Source organism: Streptomyces sp. NPDC006687 (assembly GCF_040636215.1).
Lineage (GTDB): Bacteria > Actinomycetota > Actinomycetes > Streptomycetales > Streptomycetaceae > Streptomyces.
Genome location: NZ_JBEYJJ010000007.1, coordinates 40,441 through 65,364, shown reverse-complemented (window position 1 = coordinate 65,364; position 24,924 = coordinate 40,441). Strand labels below are relative to the sequence as shown.

Here is a 24,924-nt window from a genome sequence, read left to right as displayed (position 1 = left end):
GTCCGACCGTAGACGCGGGCCCCTACGGGCCGGATCAGTAAGGTTTCTGGCAGCGGCTACGTAGTTCCGCCGGGGGGCGGCGCGGGCAGCGAGGGGGAAGCGGCACATGCTCTACGGACGACAGCCCGAGGAAGCGGCGCTCGACGCGCTGCTGGCGGCGGCGCGGGAGGGGCGCGGCGGTGCGCTCGTCCTGCGCGGCGAGGCGGGCATCGGCAAGTCCGCGCTCCTCGAACACCTCGCGGAGACGGCGAACACCCCCGCGCACGCCGTACTCCGGGTCAACGGATGCGAGGCCGAACGGGACCTCGTCGGAGCCGGACTGCTGCAACTGCTCTGGCCGTTGCAGGAGCTGGTGGCGCAACTTCCCGCCCCGCAGGCGGAGGCGTTGCGGACCGTCCTGGGCGGGAACGCCGCGCCCGCCGACCGGTACACCACCGGGCTCGCGCTGCTCACCCTGCTCGCCCGCCTCGCCGAATCCGGCCCGGTGGTCTGCCTCGTGGACGACGCCCAGTGGCTGGACCAGAACAGCGCGGACGCCCTGCTGTTCGCGGCCCGCCGGCTCGCCGCCGAGCCTGTCGCGCTCGTCTTCGCCGCGCGCGACGACGGCTTCGACGCCCGCGGCCTGACCGAGCTCGTCCTGCCACGCCTGGACCGGCGGTCCGCCGCGCAACTCCTCGACGCCTACCGGCTGTCGGCCCCGCGCCGCACCCAGGTCCTGGACGCTGCGGACGGAAACCCCCTGGCCCTGCTGGAGTTCGGCCGCAACGACCGGGGATCGGGGCCCTGCGGCGGACAGCGGGTCACCGACCGCGTCCTGGCCTCCTTCCGCGACACCATCGCCGGACTGCCCGCCGACGTAAGGCTGCTGCTTCTCACCGCGGCCGCCGACAGCAGCCGCGACCTGGCCTCCGTACTGGCCGCCGTCGACGCGCTCGGCGGCGACGGCCCGCAGGCGCTGGAGGCGGCGGAACGGGCGGGCCTGCTCCACGTCGACGGCGCCCGGGCCGCCTTCCGCCACCCCCTGGTCCGCGCCGCCGCCTATCAGGGCGCCGCCTCCGTCCAGCGGACCCGCGTCCACCGCGAGCTGGCCGGACGTGCCGCCGACGCCGACGTACGCGCCCACCACCTGGCCCTCGCCGCCCTCGGCCCCGACGCTGCGGTGGCCGCGGAGGTCGCCCGGGCGGCGGACCGCGCCCGCGACCGGGCCGCCCCGGCCATCGCCTGCGACCTCTACCAGCGGGCCGCCGCCCTCTCCACCACCCTCGCCGACCGGGGACGCATGCTGCGCCGCGCGGCCGCCGCGGCGGTGGCGGCAGGGGACCTCAGCCTGGCCGCCGCCCTGGCCGGACAGGCGGACCCCCTCACCACCACCGGGCCGGAACGCGCGGCCCTCGCCGAGGTCCGCGCCGCCGTGGAGTTCGAACGCGGCGACCAGGCCGCCGCGGCCCGCCTGCTGGTCGCCGGAGCCCCCGAAGCCGAACCGGGGCCCTCGGCGTCGATGCTGCGCACCGCGGCCACGTACGCCTGGTTCTCCGGGGACGCCGACTCGGTGCGCGCCTGCGCCGGGCTGCTCCCCGGGGACCGCATCGTGGAGGGCATGTCCCGCCTGGTGGACGGCGACCACCGGGCCGGCCTCGCCGCCCTCGCCGGGGCCGTCGCCGAGGGCGGGCCCGGCATGCGGCCGGTCTACGCGGCGGCCCTGCTCGGCGACGACCGGCGGGCGGAGGAACTCGTCACCGCCGAAGTGGCCCGCAGACGCCGGGCCGGCCTGGTGGGCGGACTCCCCGAGGCGCTCCAGATGCTGGCCCGGCTCCAGGTGGTCCAGGGCCGGCACCGCGACGCGGAGGCATCGGTGGCCGAGGCCCGGGCCGTCGCCGAGGACTGCGGCATGCCGCAGCGCATCGGCCGGCTGGACGTGGCCCTCGCCCGGATCGCCGCGATCGAGGGGGACGCGGAGCGCTGCCGGGCGGTGGCCGCAGGCACCGTCGACGGCGGGATAGCGGTGGCCTGCCTGCTCGGCCTCCTCGACCTGGGCCTGGGCCGCTACGAGGAGGCACTGGCCCGCCTGGAGTCGGCCTGGACCCGCCCCGGCCACTACATGACGGCCCTGGTGGCCGCCACCGGCGACCTGGTCGAGGCGGCGGTACGGCTCGGCGCCCCCGAACGGGCCCGCCTCCCCTACGAGCGCCTCGCCTCCTGGGCGGAGGCGAGCGGCCAGCCCTGGGCTCGGGCCGTCGCACTGCGCTGCGAGGCGCAGCTGACCGGCCGCGAGGACGCCTTCACCGGGGCCGAGCTCCTCCACGCCGAGGGCGGCCGCCCCTTCGAGTCCGCCCGTACCCTGCTCGCGTACGGGGAGTGGCTGCGCCGCGCCCGCCGCCAGACGGAGGCCCGGGCCCGCCTGCACGGCGCCCTGGAGGTCTTCGAACGCCTGCGCGCCACCCCCTGGGCCGACCGCACCCGCGCCGAACTGCGCGCGGCCGGAGACTCCGCCGCCCCGGCCGTCCCCACCGCCCGGGCCCTCGCCGACCGCCTGACCCCCCAGGAGCTGCAGGTGGTCCGCCTGGCAGCCGAGGGCCGCAGCAGCCGTGAGGTGGCCGCCCTCCTCTTCCTGAGCCCCCGCACGGTCGAACACCACCTCTACCGGGCCTACCCCAAACTCGGCATCCACTCCCGCACGGAACTGGCCCGCCTCAACCTGGACTGACGGCCTCGTTCTTCTTCCAGCGGAGCGTGCCGTCGCAGACACTGGCAGAACAGCCCGCCGAGTTTCTGACCCAGCTCACGAGGATGTCGGCGTGGGTCCAGGAGAGATGTCGACGCCATGTTCAAGGCGTTCTCGGGAGCATCTGGCGCGTAGCCAGGACTGGTACGTCGCATCGTGGAAACGGGGCAAACGCCGCAGGGCCGAACCAGCCACCGCTCGGCTACTTACGCCCCTCGGGTCCGTACCACTGGAGGGGCTGGCCGGTTACTGCGGCGATGCACTCGAAGTCGTGGTCGCAGTGCAGAAGAGTGAGCCCCTGCAACTCGGCGGTCGCGGCGACGACGAGATCCACTGCACCGGCGCTGCGGTGCTTGCCTTGTTTGGTGAGGGCTTCCTGCACCTGCCAGGCCCGGTCGTAGGCGCGGTCGTCGACCGGGACCCAGCTGAAGATCTGGCGGACGTCCTCGATGCCGCGTGCCCGGTCGGCGGCCGATCGGGCGCTGTAGAAGAACTCCAGCTCCGTGATGGGGCACGTGGCGATCAGGCCGGCGGCTGCCGCCTGATCCCAGCCGTACAGCTCCGCGTCGCCCCGCATGAACCGGGCGAGGGCGCTGGTGTCGATCAGGTAGAGGGCGGCGTTCACCGTCGGTAGTTCCGCTTGTCCTCGAAGAGTGCCAGGTCGAACGCGCCGTCGGTGGCGGCAGCGCGCAGACGGGTCAGAGCCAGCGCGCGCCGCCTGTTCTCCAGTACCTCGCGCAGGGCCGTGTTGACCGTCTCTTTCTTGGTGCTGGTCCCCAGGGCCTTGGCTACATCTGCCACCAGCTCGTCATCGAGATCGATCACGGTCCGACTCACTGTGCACCTCCCGTATATCAAATGTGGAGACAAGTATACCTTCCATGGATCACTGATGCCATGGAACGCCTCTCAGTCGGCGATATAAGGGTGGCCCGCGGGCGGGCTGACGGGCCGAGGGAGAGTGGGCAGCCCCGTGCTGGAGTCCGGACGGTACGGACGAGTGGAGCGGCGGGCGCTCGCCGAGCGGTGGCCGGGGCGGCGTGAGGCGGTCAGCCGGTTTCCCCGTCGAGGAGGCCCCGAACGCGAACTGAGACGGAAACTGAGACGGGGCACGCGAAAGGCCCCCCTGCGAACAGGGGGGCCTTTCGACATCGTGCCCGGTGAGGCACTGGCGGAGGATACGAGATTCGAACTCGTGAGGGGTTGCCCCCAACACGCTTTCCAAGCGTGCGCCCTAGGCCACTAGGCGAATCCTCCGGGGCAAACAATACAAGACGTTGAGGGGTGCTCGCGAACACGATCCGGATCAAGGACCGGGGCGGGGTGTGGCGGTCGGGGCGGGTCGATTTCGAGGGGGTTCATCCGCTAGGGTGGGGCCCAGCCCCTCACGTGGCGCTATCTCACCCAACTCCCCCAGGGCCGGAAGGCAGCAAGGGTAAGTGGGCTCTGGCGGGTGCGTGGGGGGCCCTTTGCGTTCCGGGGCCGTAGCGGGCGGCCGTTGTCGGTGGGCCCGGATAACCTCGTAGACGTGTCGTCCCTTGCGCTGTACCGCCGCTATCGCCCCGAGTCGTTCGCCGAGGTCATCGGGCAGGAGCATGTCACTGTCCCGCTGATGCAGGCCCTGCGGAACAACCGGGTCAACCACGCGTACCTGTTCAGCGGTCCGCGGGGGTGTGGCAAGACGACCAGCGCGCGCATCCTCGCCCGCTGCCTCAACTGTGAGCAGGGTCCCACTCCCGACCCCTGCGGCGTGTGCCAGTCCTGCCGTGACCTGGCGCGGAACGGCCCGGGGTCCATCGATGTGATCGAGATCGACGCCGCCTCGCACGGTGGTGTCGACGACGCCCGTGACCTGCGGGAAAAGGCGTTCTTCGGACCCGCGTCCAGCCGCTACAAGATCTACATCATCGACGAGGCGCACATGGTCACCTCGGCGGGCTTCAACGCCCTGCTGAAGGTGGTCGAGGAGCCGCCGGAGCATCTCAAGTTCATCTTCGCGACCACCGAGCCCGAGAAGGTCATCGGGACGATCCGGTCCCGGACCCACCACTACCCGTTCCGGCTGGTGCCGCCGGGGACGCTGCGGGACTACCTCGGCGAGGTCTGCGGCCGCGAGGGGGCCACGGTCGAGGACGGTGTGCTGCCGCTCGTGGTGCGGGCCGGCGCCGGGTCGGTGCGTGACTCGATGTCCGTCATGGACCAGCTCCTCGCCGGCGCCGGTGAGGAGGGTGTGACGTATGCCATGGCCACCTCGCTGCTCGGATATACGGAGGGGTCGCTGCTCGACTCCGTCGTGGACGCCTTCGCCGCCGGGGACGGGGCCGCGGCGTTCGAGGTCGTCGACCGGGTGGTCGAGGGCGGGAACGACCCGCGCCGGTTCGTCGCCGACCTGCTGGAGCGGCTGCGCGACCTGGTCATCCTGGCCGCCGTGCCCGACGCCGGGGAGAAGGGGCTCATCGACGCCCCCGCCGATGTGGTGGAGCGGATGCAGGCGCAGGCGTCGGTGTTCGGCGCCGCCGAGCTGAGCCGCGCCGCCGACCTGGTCAACGCGGGGCTGACGGAGATGCGCGGGGCCACCTCGCCGCGGCTCCAGCTGGAGCTGATCTGCGCCCGGGTGCTGCTCCCGGCCGCCTTCGACGACGAGCGGTCCGTCCAGGCCCGGCTCGACCGGCTGGAGCGCAGCGGGCCGCCCGCCGCCGCCTTCGCCGCGCCAGCCGCCCTGGGGTACGTGCCAGGGCCCGACGCCCACGGCATGGCCCCGGCCGGTCCGGGGGGCGGGGTCGCCGCCGCGCGCGCCGCCGTACGGGGGGCCGTGGAGGAGCCCGCTCCGGGTCCCGTTCCGGCCGCCGCCCCGGCTCCGGCCGCGCAGCCCCCCGCTCCGGCCGCTCCCGCCCCGGCGGCGGCCGGTGCGTGGCCCGGCGCCGCACAGCCGGGCAGCGGTCCGGCCGCCGCGGCGCCCGCCCCGACCCCGGCGCCCGCGCAGCCCGCTCCCGCGCAGGGCCCCGGCGCGTGGCCCGGCGCCGCTCAGCCCGGCAGCGGTGCGCCCGCGCCCGCCGCCCCCGCTGTCGCTCCCTCCGCCGGGGCCTGGCCCAGTGCTGCCGCGCCCGGCAGCGGGGCTCCGGCTCCCGTGCGGGCCCCCGCCCCGGCCCCTGCGGCCGGCTCCGCCCCGCCGCCCTCCGCCGAGATGGCGGCCGGCGTCGGCCAGGTGGCGGCCATGTGGCCCGCCGTACTGGAGGCCGTCAAGAACCGCCGCCGCTTCACCTGGATCCTGCTCAGCCAGAACGCCCAGGTCACCGGCTTCGACGGGACCACCCTCCAGCTCGGGTTCCCCAACCCCGGAGCCCGCGACAACTTCGCGAGCAGCGGCAGCGAGGACGTCCTCAAGGCGGTGCTCGCCGAGCAGTTCCAGGTCCACTGGAAGATCGACGCCGTCGTCGGCGGCGGCGGAGCCCCCGCCCCCTCGGCCCCCTCGTACGGAGCCCCGTCGGCCCCGCCCGCGTACAGCCCGCCCCCGGCGCCCGCGTACAGCCCGCCGCCGCCCCCGCAGGCCGGCGCCCCGCAGCAGCAGTCGTCTCCGCAGCCGCCGCCCCCGCAGGCCGCGCCCGCCCCGCAGCCGCCCGTCCAGCAGGCGCCGCCGCCGGTCGCCCCCGAGGACGACGTGGCGGAGGCGGACGATCCCGACCTGGTGGACAGCGCCCTGACCGGACACGAACTGATCGTGCGCGAGCTCGGAGCGACCGTTGTGGAGGAATACACGAACGAGTAGGCCCCCGGTATTGGGGTGGCCGCACGAAACCGGCCACACCGTCCGGGCTACCCTGGGCGGCGTGAAGGTCCTCGTCATCGGCGGCGGCGCCCGCGAACACGCCCTGTGCCGCTCTCTGTCCCTCGACCCCGACGTCTCCGCGCTCTACTGCGCCCCCGGCAACGCCGGCATCGCCGAGGTGGCGGAGCTGCGCCCGGTCGACGCCCTCGACGGCGCCGCGGTGGCCGCGCTCGCCGGTGAGCTCGGCGCCGACCTGGTCGTCGTCGGCCCGGAGGCGCCGCTGGTCGCCGGGGTCGGCGACGCCGTCCGCGCGGCCGGCATCCCCGTCTTCGGCCCCTCCGGCGAGGCGGCCCGGCTGGAGGGCTCCAAGGCGTTCGCCAAGGACGTGATGGCCGCCGCCGGCGTCCCGACCGCCCGCAGCTACGTCTGCACCACGGCCGAGGAGGTGGACGCCGCCCTCGACGCCTTCGGCCCCCCGTACGTGGTCAAGGACGACGGCCTCGCCGCCGGCAAGGGCGTCGTGGTCACCGGTGACCTCGACGCCGCCCGTGCGCACGCCGCCGGCTGCGAGCGCGTGGTCATCGAGGAGTACCTCGACGGCCCCGAGGTCTCCCTCTTCGCCATCACCGACGGCGTCACCGTGCTGCCGCTCCAGCCCGCGCAGGACTTCAAGCGCGCGCTCGACGGCGACGAGGGCCCGAACACCGGCGGCATGGGCGCGTACTCCCCGCTCCCGTGGGCCGACCCGAAGCTGGTCGACGAGGTCCTGGAGACCGTTCTCCAGCCGACCGTCGACGAGCTGCGCCGCCGTGGCACCCCGTTCTCCGGCCTGCTCTACGCCGGTCTCGCCCTCACCAGCCGCGGCACCCGGGTGATCGAGTTCAACGCCCGCTTCGGCGACCCCGAGACCCAGGTGGTCCTCGCCCGGCTGCGCACCCCCCTCGCGGGCGTGCTGCTGGGCGCCGCCAACGGCACCCTGGACTCCCTGCCGCCGCTGAGCTGGAGCGACGAGGCCGCCGTCACCGTGGTCATCGCCTCGCACAACTACCCCGGAACCCCGCGCACCGGCGACCCGATCGAGGGCCTCGCCGAGGTGGCCGCCGAGGACGGCCCGGAGGCGTACGTCCTGCACGCCGGGACCCGGCACGAGGGCGACTCCGTCGTCAGCGCGGGCGGCCGCGTGCTGTCGGTGACGGCGACCGGCGAGGATCTGGCGCAGGCGCGCGCGAGGGCGTATAAGGCGGTCGCCCGGATCCGGCTCGACGGCTCCCAGCACCGTACGGACATCGCCGCTGAGGCGGCCGCCGGCCGCTGACCAGCGGGGCGGTGCGTACGGGGGGCCCGGGGCGCGACGGCGCGCACCGGGCCCTCGCGTGCGCCCGCGTGCGCCTGCCTCTGGAGGCGCTGCGGCGCACCCACCTTTGCCCAAAGCCATTCCATCGGGTGATGGTCCCCTTGTCCGCCTGACGGCCGCGCGCACCCCAACTAGGGTGCGGCGCAAGCATTCCGGCACATGGCCCACCGGCATTGCGATGTCAGTGGCGGGTGTCACAGTGGGGGAGTGAGCAAAGCCGCCGCAGGGCAGAGGGGGTGAGGTCCGGCCGTGTCCGGAACCGGTTCGATCGCAGAAGTGGGCGCGCCGTCCGCGCGCTCCCGGGCCCTCGCCGTGCTGCGGGTCCGCAGCAGGGCACTGGCCGCCGTACTGCTGCCCGCCGCCCTCGCGGTGGTGCTGGTCACCGCCCGGATGACGGGCCGGCTGGCCGGCGACCCCTGGCCCGCCGTGACCCTCGCGGTGGGTGCGGTGGCCGCCCTCGTGCTGCTGGCGGGCGGGATCTTCGGCACCGTGGTGCTGCGGGCGAGCCCCGCCGTGACGCCCACCGTGCCGCTGCCCGAGGCCGCCGCGCCCGACCTGTACCGGCTCGTACGGGACCTCGCCGACCGCATGGGCGTGCCCGCGCCCTCCGCGATAGCCCTGACCCCGGACTGCGACAGCTGGCTGGAGGACCGCAGCCACCGGGCGCACCGCCGGGGCCGTGCGCGGATGCCCGCCGGTATATCCGGGCCGGCGGGATCCGCCGCGCCGGAGTCGCAGGCCGGTGCGGCGCCGGTGCTGGTGATCGGCTCGCCGTTCCTGTGGTGGATGCGGGTGGCGGAGCTACGGGCCCTCCTCGCGCCCGTCGTCGCCGGTACGGGCCCCTCCGCGCACCCGGACATAGCCGACGCCCGCGGCTTCGTACGGGGACTCGACGCCGCGGCGGACGTGGGCGGCCGGCCCGGCCTGGGCTGGCTCGTCGCCCGGCCCGCCCGGCTGCTGCTGCGGCTGTGCGGGGCGGACGCCGCCGAGATGGAGCGCGGGGTGGCCGCCGCCGCCTCCGAGCGGGCGCAGGGTGTGGACCAGGGGATGCGTACCGTCGCCCAGGAGCAGGTGGGCCTGGCGTACGCGGGCTGGGACCGGTTGCTGACCCGGGTGGCGCTGCCCGCCTGGCGGATGGGCCGCTGGCCGGCGCACCTCGACGCGGGGGTCGTCTCCGCACTGACCGAGCTGTCCCGGCGCGACCGGCTGGCGGACGGCTTCACCTCGCGGCTCGGCGAGCGTCCCGCCTGCGATCTGCTGGAGCAGCCCGGGCTGATCGACGAGGCCGCCTCGCTGCTGGCGGCCCGGCTCTTCCACGGAGGCCCGGCCGAGGCGGGCCCGGACTGGGCACCGGTGGACTGGGCGGCGTACCCGCAGGAGGTCGTGGACCGCAAATGGCGCACGGAGGCAGCCCGCCTCCACACCGCCCTGGACGCCCTCTCGGCCCCCCCGGCGCTTCCCACCGCCCCCCAGGGCTCCGCACCGGTGACCGTCCGGCCCGCGTCCGCCCCGGCGGGGCAGGCCGCCCACCGGCCGACGCTGGAGCGGGTGCTCGACTACCTGACCGACCCCTCCGGAGCAGGCGCGGCCGGGGAGGCCCTGGCCGGGCGGCTCAGCGGGGACCTCGCGCGGGAGGAACGTACCGCCGGGGCCCGCACGGCCGGCCACGGCGGCCGGTCCAGGGGCGCCGACACCCTGCCCGTGTTCCCGCTCCAGCCCCCGCGCAGCAGCCGGGACCTGCTGGCCGACCATGTCACCGCCCTGGTCTGCTGCGCGGCCGTGGACTCGGCCGGCGCCGGCCCCGGCCTGGACTGGCTGGACGGCCCGGTGCTGCTGGTCGGCGGAGAACGCCGGGCGGACCTCGCCCCCCGGGTGCTCTCCCTCGTCGAGGACGGCGACCCGGAGCCCCTGCGCGACTGGCTCGCGGAGCTGGGCGTCCGCCCCGAGAAGCCGGTCAGGCTCGTCTGAGCCCGCGGCACGGGCCGGAACGAGGACGCACCCCGTCCACCGAACCTGGTTCCGTTCACGTCAATTCGCGACGAACGGTGACGGGGTGAGCGCGTTATGTGATGTGCTGGGACCGGTCGCGTCGCGGGTTGTCCGAAACCCGCCTCGCGCCGCCGTGTCGAGAACGCGTTCGGGGGCGCGAGGGAGGGGAAGCGGAATGGGTGCTGACCAGATCCGGCGGTGGGAATCGGGTGCGCTCGCGCACGCCGTGAACGACCCCTTCGGCCAGGGCCCGCTGCCCTGGTTCCGGGGCAGTGAGGTGTACTTCGGCGACACCGGCCAGGTCGTCCCCTGGTACGTGGACCCCGCCCTCACCCCCGCCCAGGCCACCGCGGCCCGCGGTGGCGGCCCCCGTACCGCCGACGACGTACACCGCCAGATCAAGGGCTTCTCCTCCACCGGAGCCGTCGCCCCCGGCGAGGCCATCGACTTCCACATCACCGTCGACCCGCCCCAGCAGTTCCAGGTCGACGTCTACCGCATCGGCCACTACGGCGGCGACGGCGCCTCGAAGATCACCACCAGCCCCCGCCTGTCCGGCATCGTCCAGCCGCCCCCGCTCACCGCCGACCGCACCGTCTCCTGCCACCACTGGTGGCAGTCCTGGCGGCTCCAGATCCCCTCCTACTGGAGCGTCGGCGCGTACGTCGCCGTCCTCACCACCGCCGACGGCTACCGCTCCCACATCCCCTTCACCGTCCGCGACGACCACCCCGCGGACCTCCTCCTGCTGCTCCCCGACATCACCTGGCAGGCGTACAACCTCTACCCCGAGGACGGCCGCACCGGCGCCAGCCTCTACCACGCCTGGGACGAGGAGGGCCGGCTGCTCGGCGAGCAGGGCGCCGCCCTCACCGTCTCCTTCGACCGCCCCTACGCGGGCGCCGGTCTGCCCCTGCACGTCGGGCACGCCTACGACTTCATCCGCTGGGCCGAGCGCTACGGCTACGACCTCGCCTACGCCGACACCCGCGACCTGCACGCCGGCCGCGTCGACCCCACCCGCTACCGGGGCCTGGTCTTCCCCGGCCACGACGAGTACTGGTCGCTGCCGATGCGCCGCACCGCCGAACGCGCCCGCGACCACGGCACCTCCCTCGTCTTCCTCTCCGCCAACACCATGTACTGGCAGGTCGAGCTCGCCCCCTCCCCCTCCGGAGTCCCCGACCGGCTCCTGACCTGCCGAAAACGCCGCGGGCCCGGCCGCCCCAGCCTGTGGCGCGAGGTCGACCGCCCGGAACAGCAGCTCCTCGGCATCCAGTACGCCGGCCGGGTCCCCGAACCCGCGCCCCTGGTCGTCCGCAACGCCACGCACTGGCTCTGGGACTCCACCGGCGCGACCGAGAACGACGAGCTCGACGGACTCGTGGCGGGCGAGGCCGACCGGTACTTCCCGCGCACCCAGCTCCCCGAGCACCAGGACCGGATCCTCCTCGCGCACTCCCCGTACCTCGACGGCGAGGGCGCCAAGCGTCACCAGGAGACCTCCCTGTACCGGGCGCCCAGCGGGGCCCTGGTGTTCGCCTCCGGCACCTTCGCCTGGTCCCCCGCCCTGGACCGCCCCGGGCACGTGGACGAGCGGATCCAGCGGGCGACCGCCAACCTCCTCGACCGGATCTGCAAGCGGGACTGACCCCGCCGCGTCCCCGCCCGGCGCACCCCCTGCCCCGGGCACGGCCCCCCGTACGGGAGAATGGTCCCGCGCTCGTACAGAACCACAGGGAGACCCCGTGCCCGGATTCGTCGAAAAGCCCGAGCCGGTGCAGGTGCCCGGCCTCGTCCACCTCCACACCGGCAAGGTCCGCGACCTCTACCGCGGCGAGGACGGCAACCTCGTCATGGTCGCCAGCGACCGCATCTCCGCCGCCGACTGGGTGCTGCCCTCCGAGATCCCGGACAAGGGCCGCATCCTCACCCAGCTCTCCCTCTGGTGGTTCGAGCAGCTGGTGGACCTGGTCCCGAACCACGTCATCAGCACCGACCTGCCCGCCGGCGCCCCCGCCGACTGGGCCGGCCGCACGCTGGTCTGCAAGAGCCTCGACATGATCCCCGTCGAGTGCGTGGCCCGCGGCTACCTCACCGGCTCCGGCCTCAAGGAGTACGTCCAGACGCGCACCGTCTGCGGCCTGGCCCTGCCCGAGGGGCTGGTGGACGGCTCGGAGCTGCCCGCGCCCATCTTCACCCCGGCCGCCAAGGCCGAGGTCGGCGACCACGACGAGAACGTCTCCTACGAGGAGGTCGCCCGCACCACCGGCGCCGAGACGGCGGCGCTGCTGCGCCAGACCACGCTCGCCGTGTACGGGCGCGCCCGCGACATCGCACGCGAGCGCGGCATCATCCTCGCGGACACCAAGTTCGAGTTCGGCTTCGACCAGGACGGCACGCTCGTCGCCGCCGACGAGGTCCTCACCCCGGACTCCTCCCGGTTCTGGCCCGCCGACCAGTGGCAGCCGGGCCGCTCGCAGCCCTCGTTCGACAAGCAGTACGTCCGCGACTGGCTGGCCTCCCCGGCCTCCGGCTGGGACTCCAAGGGCGAGCTCCCGCCGCCGGTCCTGCCGCAGGAGGTCGTGGCGCGGACCCGCGCCAAGTACGTGGAGGCGTACGAGCGCCTCACCGGCCAGACCTGGAGCTGAAACGACGAAGGCCCCGATCGGATGATCGGGGCCTTCGCTCACTGAGCGGACAACGCGACTCGAACGCGCGACATCCACCTTGGCAAGGTGGTGCTCTACCAACTGAGCTATGTCCGCACTGCGCCGTAGCGCGGGACCTACTATACCCAACCCCGCTCGCGTGCGAGACGCACGGCCGTGTGCCGGTTCTCCGCGCCCAGCTTGGTCGCGGCCGAGGACAGGTAGTTGCGCACCGTCCCCGGTGACAGGGAGGCCCGCTCCGCGATCTCCGCGACGGGGGCCCCGTCCGCCGCGAGTTCCAGCACCTCGGCCTCGCGGGCGGTCAGCGGCGAGTCGCCCGCGCTGATCGCGTCGGCCGCCAACTCCGGGTCCACGTAACGGCCTCCGGCGTGCACGGTCCGGATCAGTTCGGCCAGCCGCTGCGCCGAGACCGTCTTGGGCGCGAAGGCCCGCACGCCGGCCGCGAGGGCCCGCTTCAGGTGGCCGGGCCGGCCGTGGCTGGTCACGATCATGACCTTGCAGTCGGGCAGCTCGGAGCGCAGGGATGTGGCCACGTTCACACCGTCGGCCCCGGGCATCTGGAGGTCCAGCACCGCCACGTCCGGGCGGTGTGCCCGTGCCATGGCCAGGGCCTCCGGCCCGGAGGCCGCCTCGGCGACGACCGCCAGGTCGTCCTCCAGGCCCAGCAGGGCGGCCAGTGCGCCCCGGATCAGGTGTTCGTCGTCGGCCAGCAGGACCCGTACGGGGCTCACGCCCGCACCTCCGTTCGTCGCGTGTGCAGGGGTATCTCGGCCCGCAGCCGGAAGCGGCCGCTGCCGGCCGGTCCCGCGTGCAGGGACCCGTCCACGGCCGCGAGCCGCTCCCGCAGCCCCGCGAGCCCGGATCCGGGCGGACCGGCGGGCGCCTCGGGCACCCCGTCGTTCTCCACCAGCAGGGTCAGGGTGCCCGGGGCCTCCCGGTCCGTGAGCCGGATCAGGCAGCTGCGGGCGTCCCCGTGCCGCAGGACGTTCGTGGTCGCCTCGCGGACCACCCAGCCCAGCGCCGACTGGACCTCGGACGGAAGCTCCCGCGCGGCCGCCTCCAGCTCGACCCGGCAGTCCATCCCGGCGGCGCTCAGCACCCCGCGCGCCCCCTCCAGCTCCACCGAGAGGTCGGCCTCCCGGTAGCCGCGCACCACGTCGCGCACCTCCTTCTGCGAGGCGCGCGCGATCCGCTGGACCTCGATCATCTGGTCCACCGCCTCGGGGCGTTCGCGCCGGGCCAGCTGCACCGCCAGCTCGCTCTTGAGGGCGATGACCGCCAGGTTGCGGCCCATCACGTCGTGCAGGTCCCGGCCGAACCGCAGCCGCTCCTCGGCGACGGCCAGCCGGGCCTGGATCTCCCGGGCGTGGTCGAGCTCGTAGACGGTGCGCAGCAGCCAGCCGGAGAATCCGCAGGTGAAGGCGAGGAAGGCGCAGACCGTCAGGACGCCCACGAAGTACCCGACGGCCTCGTCCAGCGGCAGCCCCAGCGCGGCGACGGCCGCCGCGGACCCGGCCGCGGCGCCCAGGGGCACGTACCGCATGTGCCGGACCTTCTCCAGGGTGAGCACGAGCGATCCGCAGCCGAAGCAGCTCACCCCGATCACCATGCCCGGCGCCGCGGCCGCTTCGAGCCCGGCGAAGCGGCGCAGGCAGAGCAGGAACAGGACGGCCACGCCGGTGAGGACCGAGGTCACGACCGCGAGCCGTACGGGGCGTTCGCGGCGCCCGGTGACGCCGTCCAGGGCCCTGGAGGAGAGGAATCCGACGAGCACGGCGTGCGCGCAGACCACCAGGAAGGCCGCCACGGCCACCGCCGGCGCCTTCGGGGAGCCCGGCTCGCGGACCGTGAAGGCCATCGACCCGAAGGAGAAGATCTCCACCAGGACGAAGAAGTGGAACGACCAGCGCGTGTACACCTCGACCTTGCCCGCACTGCTGCGGTTCTTCCACCACCCGGTCAGCTTCGACACGACCCCGTCCCCCCGGTTCTTTCCTGACCCCAAGCCTCCCGGCGGGTCCGCCGGGGCGGCAGTGCGCGGTGTCACGACCCCCGATGACATTTGTCATCCAGGACGTCCGGAGACATCCGGAGACATCCGGAGACACCGGAGACATCCGGAGACACCGGAGACATCGGAGACACCCGGAGTCCTCCGAGGAGTGGACCGCACCACACGACAAAGGCCCCGATCGAATGATCGGGGCCTTTCGCTGAGCGGACGACGAGACTCGAACTCGCGACATCCACCTTGGCAAGGTGGTGCTCTACCAACTGAGCTACGTCCGCATACCCGCTACGGCTTGTGGGCCGCGCGCTGTGCGCCTCACTCTACCTGATCCACGACCGTGGACGGTAAAGCGATGCAGAGCGGGTGACAGGGATTGCACACTGCGCCTCCCCCCTGGAAGGGGGGTGTTCTGCTACTGAACTACACCCGCACGACGTCGGTTCCCGGCCTCTCGGCCTGGCCCCTCGGCGTGATCCACACATTAGCCGATCGGAGGGGGTGCATGGCAAATCCGGGGCCGACCGGGGTCAGTGGGCCTCGTTGTAGGCCGCGTAGACGGCCTTCGGGATGCGGCCGCGCGGGGGCACGTCGTGCCCGTGGGAGCGGGCCCAGGCCCGGACGACCGCCGGGTCCGGGGCGACGGCGGTGTGCTTGAACGCCTTGCCCGAGCGGGACTGCCGGCGGCCGGCGGCCACGAAGGGCGCCAGGCTCTTCCGCAGTTTCTTTGCGTTCGCCACATTGAGGTCGATCTCGTAGGACTTACCGTCCAGGGCGAACGTGACCGTTTCCGCCGCTTCTCCGCCGTCGAGGTCGTCGGAGATCGTGACTACTACGCGCTGCGCCACGGATATCGGTCCCTTCGTGCGCCTCGCCGCGCGTGCTGACGTGCGGTGATGTCGCCTGTGTGGAGGTTTCGGTGGAATACGTCAAACCGGGCTCGTCGTGGAGCGGCAAATGTTACGGCCTCGGCTGATTCCTTTGTACCGCGATTCCCATTGAATTGCGAAGCCCAGTTAATTCCTCCCGCGTGTCCCACCGCAATCCCGGGCGAGCGGTTTTCCGGTGGATTTTGCGAAGCGTTGGTGAAGCCCAAACCGCGCCCCGCACCCTCCCGGCCGATATCTACCCGCGTAGAAATTTCGGCCGGGTACGCTGAGGGAACCGCCTTGCACCAACCACCTCATCGGGAGTGCCAGTGGCACGCGTCGTAGTCGACGTCATGCTCAAGCCGGAGATCCTCGACCCCCAGGGCCAGGCGGTGCAGCGTGCACTGCCGCGCCTGGGCTTCGAGGGGATCGCCGACGTCCGTCAGGGGAAGCGCTTCGAACTGGAAGTGGAGGGAGAGGTCGACCAGGCCGCCCTCGACCGCATCCACAAGATGGCCGAAACGTTCCTCGCCAACACCGTCATCGAAGACTTCACCGTCCGGGTCGAGACCGTGAAGGCCGAGGTCTGACGGTGACCACTCGCATCGGTGTCGTCACGTTCCCCGGAACGCTCGACGACCGTGACTCGCTGCGCGCCGTCCGCCTCGCGGGGGCGGAGCCGGTCTCGCTGTGGCACCGCGACAAAGACCTGCACCAGGTCGACGCGGTCGTCCTCGCGGGCGGTTTCTCCTACGGGGACTACCTGCGCGCCGGAGCCATCTCCCGCTTCTCGCCGGTGATGGAGACCATCATCGAGCAGGCCAGGGGCGGTATGCCGGTCCTCGGCATCTGCAACGGCTTCCAGGTCCTCACCGAGGCCCACCTGCTGCCGGGGGCGATGCTCCGCAACAACCACCTCCACTTCATCTGCCGCGACCAGAAGCTGCGCGTGGAGAACGCGCAGACCTCCTGGACCGGCGACTACGCGCAGGGCCAGGAAATCTCGGTCCCGCTCAAGAACATGGACGGCCGGTACGTCGCCGACGAGCGCACGCTCGACGAACTGGAGGCCGAAGGCCGCGTGGCCTTCCGGTACCTCGACGTGAACCCCAACGGTTCGCTGCGCGACATCGCCGGCATCACCAACGCCGAGGGGAACGTCGTCGGCCTCATGCCGCACCCCGAGCACGCGGTCGAGCCGCTGGTCGGGACGGGCCGCACCGACGGCCTCCCGTTCTTCACGTCGGTCCTGAAGAAGCTGGTCTCCGCATGAGCCTCGACACGGTCAAGAACGCCACCGAAACTCCGGACGCGGCGCAGCCCTGGAAGGAACTCGGCCTCAAGGAGGACGAGTACGCCCGCATCCGCGAGATCCTCGGCCGCCGCCCCACCGGCGCCGAGCTCGCCATGTACTCCGTCATGTGGTCCGAGCACTGCTCGTACAAGAGCAGCAAGGTCCACCTGAAGCAGTTCGGCGAGAAGGCCCCCGAGAACGACGCGATGCTCGTCGGCATCGGCGAGAACGCCGGCGTGGTCGACGTCGGCCAGGGTTACGCGGTCACCTTCAAGGTCGAGTCGCACAACCACCCGTCGTACATCGAGCCCTACCAGGGCGCGGCCACCGGCGTGGGCGGCATCGTCCGCGACATCCTCGCCATGGGCGCCCGCCCGGTCGCCGTCGTGGACCCGCTGCGCTTCGGTGCGGCCGACCACCCCGACACCAAGCGCGTCCTGCCGGGCGTGGTCGCGGGCATCGGCGGCTACGGCAACTGCCTGGGCCTGCCCAACATCGGCGGCGAGGTCGTCTTCGACGCCTGCTACCAGGGCAACCCGCTGGTCAACGCCGGCTGCATCGGCGTGATGAAGCACGAGGACATTCACCTCGCCAAGGCGTCCGGCCCGGGCAACAAGGTCATCCTCTACGGTGCCCGCACCGGCGGCGACGGCATCGGCGGCGTCTCCGTGCTGGCCTCGGAGACCTTCGACGACAGCAAGCCCACCAAGCGGCCCGCCGTCCAGGTCGGCGACCCCTTCCAGGAGAAGCTCCTCATCGAGTGCACCCTGGAGATCTTCAAGGAGAAGCTGGTCGCGGGCATCCAGGACCTCGGCGGCGCCGGGCTCTCCTGCGCCACCTCCGAGCTGGCCTCCGCGGGCTCCGGCGGTATGCGCGTGGAGCTGGACACCGTCCCGCTGCGCGACGCGACGCTCTCGCCCGAGGAGATCCTCATGAGCGAGTCGCAGGAGCGCATGTGCGCGATCGTCGAGCCGCAGCACGTCGAGCGGTTCATGGAGATCTGCGAGAAGTGGGACGTCATCGCCACCGTCATCGGTGAGGTCACCGACGGCGAGCGCCTGGAGATCTTCTGGCACGGCGAGCAGATCGTGGACGTGCCCCCGGGCACCGTCGCCCACGAGGGCCCGGTCTACCACCGCCCGTACGCCCGCCCGGAGTGGCAGGACGCCCTCCAGGCGGACGACGCCGGCCTGCTGCCCCGCCCGCAGACCTCCGAGGAGCTCCGCGCGCAGGTCCTGGCCCTGGTCTCCTCCCCGAACCAGGCGTCGAAGTCCTGGGTCACCGACCAGTACGACCGCTTCGTGCAGGGCAACACCGTCCTCGCGCAGCCCGAGGACGCGGGCATGGTCCGGATCGACGAGGAGTCCAACCTCGGCGTCGCCATGGCCACCGACGGCAACGGCCGCTACGCCAAGCTCGACCCGTACACGGGCGCGCAGCTGGCCCTGGCCGAGGCGTACCGCAACGTCGCCGCGACCGGTGCCAAGCCCCTGGCGATCTCGGACTGCCTGAACTTCGGCTCCCCCGAGGACCCGGGCGTCATGTGGCAGTTCGCCGAGGCCACCCGCGGTCTCGCGGACGGCTGCCTGGAGCTGGGCACCCCGGTGACCGGCGGCAACGTCTCCCTGTACAACCAGACCGGCGACGTGGCGATCCACCCGACCCCGGTCGTGGCGGTCCTGGGTGTCATCGACGACGTCAACCGCCGCACGCCGATGGCGTTCGCGGAGGCCGGCCAGCTGCTCTACCTGCTCGGTGACACGGCCGAGGAGTTCGGCGGCTCGGCCTGGTCCCAGGTCGTCCACGACCACCTCGGCGGGATGCCCCCGAAGGTGGACCTCGGCCGCGAGAAGCTGCTCGGCGAGATCCTGATCTCGGCCTCGCGCGACGGCATGATCGACGCCGCGCACGACCTGTCGGACGGCGGCCTGATCCAGGCGCTCACCGAGTCCTGCCTCAAGGGCGGCAACGGTGCGCGGATCGTCGTCCCCGAGGGCCTGGACGCCTTCACCTTCCTGTTCTCCGAGTCCGCGGGCCGCGCCATCGTGTCGGTCCCGCGCAGCGAGGAGCTCCGCTTCACCGACATGTGCGGCGCGCGGGGCCTGCCGGCCACCCGCGTCGGCGTGGTGGACGGCGAGGAGATCGAGATCCAGGGCGAGTTCACCCTCCCCCTGGCGGAACTGCGCGAGGCGCACGAGGCGACCATCCCGGCCCTCCTGGCCTGACCGCTCCCGGCCGCCGCGAGGCCCCGTCCACACCGTGTGGACGGGGCCTTCGCGCGAGCGCCCCAGTAGGGTCGGGGCATGTCGCCCGCGAAGAAGAAGCAGCGCACCTACGACCAGGCGAAGATCCGCGCGGCCGTCACCGCCCAGTTCGGGCATGTCGCCGCCGCCGTGGGCGAGTTGGGGCCCGAGCAGCTCGCGCGGCCCAGCGGGCTCGGGCACTGGAACGTCGGCGAGCTCGCCGCTCACATCGCCTGGGTCGCGGACTCGCTGGCCGCCGGGCTGGCCCGCCCGCCGGGTGCCGTCGCCGAGCTGAGCGCCGTCGAATGGCCCTTCGCCACCGCCTCCCTCGCCGGGAGGATCTCCGAGGCCGCCCGGGAGACCCTGAGCGGCGCCCCGCTCCCCGAGCTGTTCGAGCGGGCGGGAGCCAGGATGGCCGAGGCCCTGGAGGCAGCCCCGGGCCACCGGGTGATGGACCTGTGGATCGGGGACATGACCCTCGCGGACTTCCTGGTCACCCGCACCGTGGAGCTGGTGGTCCACACCGACGACCTGAACCGGGCCGCGGATCTCGGCATCCCCCTCGACCGGCAGGCCCTGGCCGCCTGCACCCGCCTGCTCGCCGACGCCCTCGCGGTGAAGGCGCCCGGCGGCTCGGTGGAGGTACGGATCCCGCCGTTCGCGGTGGTCCAGTGCGTCGAGGGACCCCGGCACACCCGCGGCACCCCGCCCAACGTGGTGGAGACCGACCCGCTGACCTGGCTCCGGCTCGCCACGGGCCGCACCGGCTGGGCCGAGGCCCTGGACGCGGCCCGGGTCAGCGCCGGCGGTGAGCGGGCGGACCTGTCGGGGCTGCTGCCGCTGATGCGCTGACGCGGGGGAACCGGTGCGGGCCGGGGCCCGTCCCAGGGGCATGCGTACCCGCAGGCACCCCGCAGGGCCGGCCCTCGTACTGGCCTCCGTACTCGCCCTGGCCGCCGGCTGCACCGGAACCCCGCAGGACGGGAGCGACCCCGCCATGACCGCGACGGCCTCCGCCACGCCCCCCGTACCGGACGCCCCGCTGACCGTGACCGGCTGGACGGTGACCGCCCTGTCCGGTGCGCCGGTCCCGGCCGGGGCCGCCGGACGGGCCCGGTTCACCCTGGCCCCCGACGGCACCGCCGGGGGCAGTCTCGGCTGCAACCGGTTCAGCGCCCCGGCCGCGGTCCAGGGCGACACCGTCACCTTCGGCCCGCTCACCAGTACCCGTATGGCCTGCGAGGGCCCGGCCGGAGAGGTCGAGCGGGCCCTCACCGCCCTGTTCGGCGCGGGCCCGCTCACCTGGCGGATCCAGGGCCGGACCCTCACCCTCACCGCCGCCGACGGCCGGGCCCTGACCGCCGAGGCGTCCTCCGCCGCCGAGTGAGCCCGCGGGTCAGGCCGGGTACGGGAGCAGTCCCGCGTCGGTGTGCTCCCAGGCCGCCCGCAGCTGCGCCAGCCGGGCCGGTTCGTACGCCGCGCGGTCGGCCTGCTCGCGCAGGTCCGAGGCCAGGTCGAACAGCTGGTCGCGGCCGGCCTTGCCCCGGTAGTACTTCCAGTTCCCGCGCCGCAGCGCCCGCTCCCCGCGCACCCGCCAGAACAGGTCCCGCCCGGCCGGCTGCTCGCCCCGCAGCAGGTATCCGGCCAGGCTCGCCCCGTCCAGCGGGTATGCCGGGTGCGGCCGGGTCCCGGCCACCTCCAGCAGGGTCGCCGTCCAGTCCGGGCTGAACACCGGCACCCGGCTGACCTGGCCGCCGTCGATCCGGGCGGGCCAGCGCAGGAGGGTCGGCACCCGGATCCCGCCCTCCTGGAGGGACGCCTTGTTCCCCGACAGCGGCCAGTTGTACGAGAAGCGCTCGCCGCCGTTGTCGCTGGCGAAGACGACCAGGGTGTCCTCCTCCTGGCCGGAGCGCTTCAGCGCCTCCAGCACCCGGCCGACCGAGCGGTCCAGGTCCTCCACCATCTGCCGGTACTTCTCCACCGAGCCGCCGTCCTGGTGCCACAGCGCCCGCGCGTCCCCCGCCTTGATCCGCCGGACGATCTCGGCGCTCTCCGCGGTGTCCCCGTCGGCGATCCACGGCCAGTGCGGGGTGGTGAAGTTCAGGTTCAGCAGCCAGGGCCTGCCGTGGTGGTCGCGGGATACGTACTCGCTCGCCCGCTCCGTGAGGATCCGGGTGTAGTAGCGCAGGTCCTTGTAGGCGGCGTCGCCCTCGTACAGGTCGTACTCGCCGCCCAGGCCCAGCTTGGAGTAGTACTCCAGCGCCCCGCCGAAGTTGCCGAAGAACTCGTCCCAGCCGGAGCGGGTCGGGCTGTAGTCGGGCAGGTAGCCGCAGTGCCACTTGCCGATCAGGGCCGTCGCGTACCCGGCGTCGCGCAGCAGCGAGGCCAGCGTCGGGTGGGTCGGCTCCAGGCCCGCCGACTTGTCGGCGATCGGCTCGGCCAGGCCGCCCTTCGTACGGCCCGGGTAGCGCCCGGTGTAGAGGCTGAAGCGGGTCGGCGAGCAGGTCGCCGAGCCCGCGTAGGCGTCGGTGAACCGCACCCCCTGGCGGCCCAGCCGGTCCAGGTTCGGGGTCCTGATGTGCGGGGCGCCGTAGGAGGACAGGTCGGCCCAGCCGAGGTCGTCGCCCAGGATGAACAGGACGTTCGGCCGCCGGGAGCGGCGCTCGCGGGCGGCCCGGAACTCACGCTCCCCGGGGGCGGCCCCGCGGGCGTCGTCGGCCGGTCCCGCGGGTACGGCCGGGCAGTCCGAGGCGTGGGCGGGAGCCGCCCCGAGCCCCGCGGCGGCGGCCGCGGCGCCCGCTCCGACGGCGCCCCCGAAGGCGCGGCGGGACAGCTTGCTGTTGTACGAAGACACAGGTACTCCAGGACACGGCTCGGCCGCCCGTTTCCCGGCGGGGCGCGGCAGGGCGCGGCGCACGGCGGGTCGGGCCGGGGCGAAGCGGAAGGGCGAAAGGGCGAAGAGGAGTTGCGGCTACGCGAAACAGCGACAGATGGCGCTCGCGACACGGACCAGGTCCACGTGCCGGCGCTCGACGAGGGTGACGCGGTGGTCACCGAGGGGCTGCATGGGGCGAGAGCCTGTACGAATGCCCTCGTAGATGTCAACAAATGATCCGAATACCGAGACGGAGGTATCCCGTCACCCTCCGTGCTGTGACATTTCCCGGCCATCCCCAATTCGGACCAGTGGTCGATCTCGCCTACACTCGAGACGTGCCTCGTGGTGATGGACGACTCAACCACGACCTGCTCCCCGGCGAGAAGGGCCCCCAGGACGCTTGCGGCGTCTTCGGTGTCTGGGCTCCGGGTGAAGAGGTCGCCAAGCTCACCTACTTCGGACTGTATGCACTGCAGCACCGCGGACAAGAGTCCGCGGGAATCGCTGTGAGCAACGGTTCCCAGATCCTCGTCTTCAAGGACATGGGCCTCGTTTCCCAGGTCTTCGACGAAACCTCTCTCGGCTCGCTCCAGGGTCATATCGCGGTCGGTCACGCCCGCTACTCGACCACCGGAGCCTCCGTCTGGGAGAACGCTCAGCCCACTTTCCGGGCGACCGCCCACGGCTCCATTGCCCTGGGTCACAACGGCAACCTGGTGAATACCGCCGAGCTCGCCGAAATGGTCGCCGACCTCCCCCGTCAGGACGGCCGCGCCACCCAGGTGGCGGCCACCAACGACACCGACCTGGTGACCGCCCTCCTCGCCGGCCAGACCGACGACGAGGGCAAGCCCCTGACCATCGAGGAGTCGGCCGCCAAGGTCCTCCCTCAGGTCAAGGGCGCCTTCTCGCTGGTCTTCATGGACGAGGGAACCCTCTACACCGCCCGTGACCCGCAGGGCATCCGCCCGCTGGTCCTCGGCCGCCTGGAGCGCGGCTGGGTGGTGGCGAGCGAGACCGCCGCCCTCGACATCTGCGGCGCCAGCTTCGTCCGCGAGGTCGAGCCGGGCGAGCTCATCGCGATCGACGAGAACGGCCTGCGCACCTCGCGCTTCGCGGAAGCGAAGCCCAAGGGCTGTGTGTTCGAGTACGTCTACCTGGCGCGCCCGGACACCGACATCGCCGGCCGCAACGTCTACCTCTCGCGGGTCGAGATGGGCCGGCGCCTCGCCAAGGAGGCCCCGGTCGAGGCCGACCTGGTGATAGCGACGCCGGAATCCGGCACGCCCGCCGCCGTCGGCTACGCCGAGGCCAGCGGGATCCCGTACGGCTCCGGCCTGGTCAAGAACGCCTACGTGGGCCGGACCTTCATCCAGCCCTCGCAGACGATCCGCCAGCTCGGCATCCGCCTCAAGCTCAACCCGCTCAAGGAAGTCATCCGGGGCAAGCGCCTCGTCGTCGTGGACGACTCGATCGTCCGCGGCAACACCCAGCGCGCCCTGGTGAAGATGCTCCGCGAGGCCGGCGCGGCCGAGGTCCACATCCGGATCTCCTCGCCGCCGGTGAAGTGGCCCTGCTTCTTCGGCATCGACTTCGCCACCCGGGCCGAGCTGATCGCCAACGGCATGACGGTCGACGAGATCGCCACGTCGCTGGGCGCGGACTCGCTCTCGTACATCTCGCTCGACTCGATGATCGAGGCGACGACCATTCAGAAGCCCAACCTCTGCCGTGCCTGCTTCGACGGCGAGTACCCCATGGAGCTGCCCGACCCGCAGCTCCTGGGCAAGCAGCTCCTGGAGTCCGAGCTCGCGGGCGGCACCGACGCCGCCGACGCGCTCCGCCGCCCGTAGGCCCGTGGGCCGGCCCTTCCCGGGCCGGCCCGGCTCCACCTGCGCCGCGCCCTGTCTTTGAGGCTTCTCCCGGGGCCCGGCACCACACGCAGCAACGACACGAAAGCTCTCGCCTGTCATGACAGAGAAGACCACCGGTGCCAGCTACGCAGCCGCCGGCGTCGACATCGAAGCGGGCGACCGCGCCGTCGAGCTGATGAAGGAGTGGGTGAAGAAGACGCAGCGCCCCGAGGTCCTCGGCGGCCTCGGCGGCTTCGCCGGCCTCTTCGACGCCTCCGCCCTCAAGCGCTACGAGCGCCCCCTGCTGGCCTCGGCCACCGACGGCGTCGGCACCAAGGTGGACATCGCCCGCCAGATGGGCGTCTACGACACCATCGGCCACGACCTGGTCGCCATGGTCATGGACGACATCGTCGTCTGCGGCGCCGAGCCGCTCTTCATGACGGACTACATCTGCGTCGGCAAGGTCCACCCCGAGCGTGTCGCGGCCATCGTCAAGGGCATCGCCGAGGGCTGTGTCCTCGCCGGCTGCGCCCTGGTCGGCGGCGAGACCGCCGAGCACCCGGGCCTGCTCGGGCCGGACGACTTCGATGTCGCGGGCGCCGGCACCGGTGTGGTCGAGTACGACGCCCTCCTGGGCGCCGACCGCATCCGTACGGGGGACGCCGTCATCGCCATGGCCTCGTCCGGGCTTCACTCGAACGGGTACTCGCTCGTCCGGCACGTCCTCTTCGACCGCGCCGGGATGACCCTCGACCAGCACGTCGAGGAGCTCGGCCGGACCCTCGGCGAGGAGCTGCTGGAGCCCACCAAGATCTACTCGCTGGACTGCCTGGCCCTCACCCGCACGGCCGAGGTCCACGCCTACTCGCACATCACCGGCGGCGGCCTCGCCGCGAACCTGGCCCGGGTCGTCCCGGACCACCTGCACGCCACCGTCGACCGCTCCACCTGGACCCCGGGCGCCGTCTTCGACCTGGTCGGCAAGGCCGGGAACGTGGAGCGGCTGGAGCTGGAGAAGACCCTGAACATGGGCGTCGGCATGATGGCCGTGGTCCCGCAGGAGTCGGTGGACGTGGCCCTGACCGCGCTGGCCGACCGGGGCGTCGAAGCCTGGGTCGCCGGCGAGATCCTCGACCGCGGCGACCACACCGAGGGCGCCACCCTCACCGGCGACTACGCGGCCTGAGCAGCACCAAAACCCGGTCCGGGGCAAAGGCCCTGGACCGGGTTCTGGCATGTTCGGCTGTCAGCCGGAAGGAGCCCGGCTGTGCAG

20 protein-coding genes, 4 tRNA genes and 1 other RNA gene are annotated in these 24,924 nt (G+C 73.2%); 14 read left to right on the top strand and 11 right to left on the bottom strand.

Features of this window, described 5'->3' with window-relative positions; translation table 11 throughout:
- The first annotated feature begins 106 nt into the window (after positions 1-106).
- Positions 107-2,704 carry an AAA family ATPase gene (locus ABZ716_RS11090; protein ID WP_358958189.1) on the top strand — a complete coding sequence of 866 codons (2,598 nt, stop codon included), beginning with the start codon at positions 107-109 and terminating at the stop codon, positions 2,702-2,704.
- Positions 2,705-2,924: 220 nt separating this feature from the next.
- Here the strand turns inward: ABZ716_RS11090 and ABZ716_RS11085 are convergent, their stop codons facing one another.
- The 3 genes from ABZ716_RS11085 to ABZ716_RS11075 form a co-directional block, all read right to left on the bottom strand.
- Positions 2,925-3,347: a PIN domain nuclease gene (locus ABZ716_RS11085; RefSeq protein ID WP_358809812.1), complete on the bottom strand. Its 423-nt coding sequence runs from the start codon at positions 3,345-3,347 to the stop codon at positions 2,925-2,927.
- Positions 3,344-3,559: a type II toxin-antitoxin system VapB family antitoxin gene (locus ABZ716_RS11080; protein WP_358809813.1), complete on the bottom strand. Its 216-nt coding sequence runs from the start codon at positions 3,557-3,559 to the stop codon at positions 3,344-3,346. The genes ABZ716_RS11085 and ABZ716_RS11080 overlap by 4 nt, the downstream gene beginning before the upstream one ends.
- 332 nt (positions 3,560-3,891) lie before the next feature.
- Positions 3,892-3,979, bottom strand: a tRNA-Ser gene (locus ABZ716_RS11075).
- Between the two features lie 120 nt (positions 3,980-4,099).
- Between ABZ716_RS11075 and ffs the strand changes: the two genes are divergently transcribed.
- The 6 genes from ffs to ABZ716_RS11045 all read left to right on the top strand — a co-directional run bounded on the left by ffs (position 4,100) and on the right by ABZ716_RS11045 (position 12,482).
- Positions 4,100-4,194, top strand: an RNA gene (gene ffs / locus ABZ716_RS11070) — signal recognition particle sRNA small type.
- 56 nt (positions 4,195-4,250) lie between these two features.
- Entirely contained in the window at positions 4,251-6,488 is a 2,238-nt protein-coding gene (locus tag ABZ716_RS11065) for a DNA polymerase III subunit gamma and tau (protein WP_358958186.1), read from the top strand.
- A gap of 61 nt (positions 6,489-6,549) precedes the next feature.
- The gene (gene purD, locus ABZ716_RS11060) at positions 6,550-7,803 is read left to right on the top strand and encodes a phosphoribosylamine--glycine ligase (RefSeq protein ID WP_358809815.1); all 1,254 of its coding nucleotides are present in this window, start codon (positions 6,550-6,552) and stop codon (positions 7,801-7,803) included.
- Between the two features lie 288 nt (positions 7,804-8,091).
- Positions 8,092-9,810, top strand: a complete 1,719-nt coding sequence (locus tag ABZ716_RS11055) for a hypothetical protein (RefSeq protein WP_358958184.1) — start codon at positions 8,092-8,094, stop codon at positions 9,808-9,810.
- 196 nt (positions 9,811-10,006) lie between these two features.
- Positions 10,007-11,482: a N,N-dimethylformamidase beta subunit family domain-containing protein gene (locus tag ABZ716_RS11050; RefSeq protein ID WP_358958182.1), complete on the top strand. Its 1,476-nt coding sequence runs from the start codon at positions 10,007-10,009 to the stop codon at positions 11,480-11,482.
- Between the two features lie 97 nt (positions 11,483-11,579).
- Positions 11,580-12,482 (top strand): phosphoribosylaminoimidazolesuccinocarboxamide synthase, encoded by a 903-nt coding sequence (locus ABZ716_RS11045; protein ID WP_358809818.1) that lies wholly within the window; start codon positions 11,580-11,582, stop codon positions 12,480-12,482.
- Positions 12,483-12,526: 44 nt separating this feature from the next.
- On the opposite strand, the gene ABZ716_RS11040 is transcribed toward ABZ716_RS11045, so the two are convergent.
- The 6 genes from ABZ716_RS11040 to ABZ716_RS11015 all read right to left on the bottom strand — a co-directional run bounded on the left by ABZ716_RS11040 (position 12,527) and on the right by ABZ716_RS11015 (position 15,359).
- Positions 12,527-12,599: transfer RNA gene (locus ABZ716_RS11040), tRNA-Gly, on the bottom strand.
- Positions 12,600-12,622: 23 nt separating this feature from the next.
- Positions 12,623-13,234 carry a response regulator transcription factor gene (locus tag ABZ716_RS11035; RefSeq protein WP_351877400.1) on the bottom strand — a complete coding sequence of 204 codons (612 nt, stop codon included), beginning with the start codon at positions 13,232-13,234 and terminating at the stop codon, positions 12,623-12,625.
- Positions 13,231-14,475 carry a histidine kinase gene (locus tag ABZ716_RS11030; RefSeq protein ID WP_358958180.1) on the bottom strand — a complete coding sequence of 415 codons (1,245 nt, stop codon included), beginning with the start codon at positions 14,473-14,475 and terminating at the stop codon, positions 13,231-13,233. The genes ABZ716_RS11035 and ABZ716_RS11030 overlap by 4 nt, the downstream gene beginning before the upstream one ends.
- 244 nt (positions 14,476-14,719) lie before the next feature.
- Positions 14,720-14,792: transfer RNA gene (locus ABZ716_RS11025), tRNA-Gly, on the bottom strand.
- Between the two features lie 80 nt (positions 14,793-14,872).
- A tRNA-Gly gene (locus ABZ716_RS11020) sits at positions 14,873-14,944 on the bottom strand.
- Between the two features lie 97 nt (positions 14,945-15,041).
- Positions 15,042-15,359, bottom strand: coding sequence for an Lsr2 family protein (locus ABZ716_RS11015; RefSeq protein ID WP_351877396.1), 318 nt, complete (start codon positions 15,357-15,359; stop codon positions 15,042-15,044).
- Between the two features lie 350 nt (positions 15,360-15,709).
- Here ABZ716_RS11015 and purS point away from each other — a divergent pair, with 350 nt between their 5' ends.
- The 5 genes from purS to ABZ716_RS10990 all read left to right on the top strand — a co-directional run bounded on the left by purS (position 15,710) and on the right by ABZ716_RS10990 (position 20,304).
- Entirely contained in the window at positions 15,710-15,970 is a 261-nt protein-coding gene (gene purS / locus ABZ716_RS11010; RefSeq protein WP_351877394.1) for a phosphoribosylformylglycinamidine synthase subunit PurS, read from the top strand.
- Positions 15,971-15,972: 2 nt separating this feature from the next.
- Entirely contained in the window at positions 15,973-16,653 is a 681-nt protein-coding gene (gene purQ / locus ABZ716_RS11005; RefSeq protein WP_358809820.1) for a phosphoribosylformylglycinamidine synthase subunit PurQ, read from the top strand.
- On the top strand, positions 16,650-18,899 hold the full coding sequence (purL, locus tag ABZ716_RS11000) for a phosphoribosylformylglycinamidine synthase subunit PurL (RefSeq protein WP_358809821.1): 2,250 nt from the start codon (positions 16,650-16,652) through the stop codon (positions 18,897-18,899). The genes purQ and purL overlap by 4 nt, the downstream gene beginning before the upstream one ends.
- Before the next feature lie 78 nt (positions 18,900-18,977).
- Positions 18,978-19,769, top strand: a complete 792-nt coding sequence (locus ABZ716_RS10995; RefSeq protein WP_358958177.1) for a sterol carrier family protein — start codon at positions 18,978-18,980, stop codon at positions 19,767-19,769.
- Positions 19,770-19,809: 40 nt separating this feature from the next.
- Entirely contained in the window at positions 19,810-20,304 is a 495-nt protein-coding gene (locus tag ABZ716_RS10990) for an META domain-containing protein (RefSeq protein WP_358809823.1), read from the top strand.
- Positions 20,305-20,313: 9 nt separating this feature from the next.
- Here ABZ716_RS10990 and ABZ716_RS10985 read toward each other — a convergent pair whose 3' ends face one another.
- Together ABZ716_RS10985 and ABZ716_RS10980 are read right to left on the bottom strand one after the other, a co-directional pair.
- A complete protein-coding gene (locus tag ABZ716_RS10985) occupies positions 20,314-21,771 on the bottom strand; it encodes a sulfatase-like hydrolase/transferase (protein WP_358958175.1) in 1,458 nt (485 codons plus the stop codon).
- Between the two features lie 117 nt (positions 21,772-21,888).
- Positions 21,889-21,984 carry a putative leader peptide gene (locus ABZ716_RS10980; protein ID WP_351877382.1) on the bottom strand — a complete coding sequence of 32 codons (96 nt, stop codon included), beginning with the start codon at positions 21,982-21,984 and terminating at the stop codon, positions 21,889-21,891.
- Between the two features lie 146 nt (positions 21,985-22,130).
- Here ABZ716_RS10980 and purF point away from each other — a divergent pair, with 146 nt between their 5' ends.
- Positions 22,131-23,648, top strand: coding sequence for an amidophosphoribosyltransferase (gene purF, locus ABZ716_RS10975; RefSeq protein ID WP_351877380.1), 1,518 nt, complete (start codon positions 22,131-22,133; stop codon positions 23,646-23,648).
- 118 nt (positions 23,649-23,766) lie between these two features.
- Positions 23,767-24,837, top strand: a complete 1,071-nt coding sequence (gene purM / locus ABZ716_RS10970) for a phosphoribosylformylglycinamidine cyclo-ligase (protein ID WP_351877378.1) — start codon at positions 23,767-23,769, stop codon at positions 24,835-24,837.
- Positions 24,838-24,924 lie beyond the last annotated feature (87 nt).

Coding starts and splice junctions, on each gene's coding strand:
- ABZ716_RS11090 (WP_358958189.1), top strand. CDS start 107: ATGCTCTACGGACGACAGCCCGAGGAAGCGGCGCTCGACGCGCTGCTG.
- ABZ716_RS11050 (WP_358958182.1), top strand. CDS start 10,007: ATGGGTGCTGACCAGATCCGGCGGTGGGAATCGGGTGCGCTCGCGCAC.
- purL (WP_358809821.1), top strand. CDS start 16,650: ATGAGCCTCGACACGGTCAAGAACGCCACCGAAACTCCGGACGCGGCG.
- ABZ716_RS10995 (WP_358958177.1), top strand. CDS start 18,978: ATGTCGCCCGCGAAGAAGAAGCAGCGCACCTACGACCAGGCGAAGATC.
- ABZ716_RS10990 (WP_358809823.1), top strand. CDS start 19,810: ATGCGTACCCGCAGGCACCCCGCAGGGCCGGCCCTCGTACTGGCCTCC.
- ABZ716_RS10980 (WP_351877382.1), bottom strand. CDS start 21,984: ATGCAGCCCCTCGGTGACCACCGCGTCACCCTCGTCGAGCGCCGGCAC.
- purM (WP_351877378.1), top strand. CDS start 23,767: ATGACAGAGAAGACCACCGGTGCCAGCTACGCAGCCGCCGGCGTCGAC.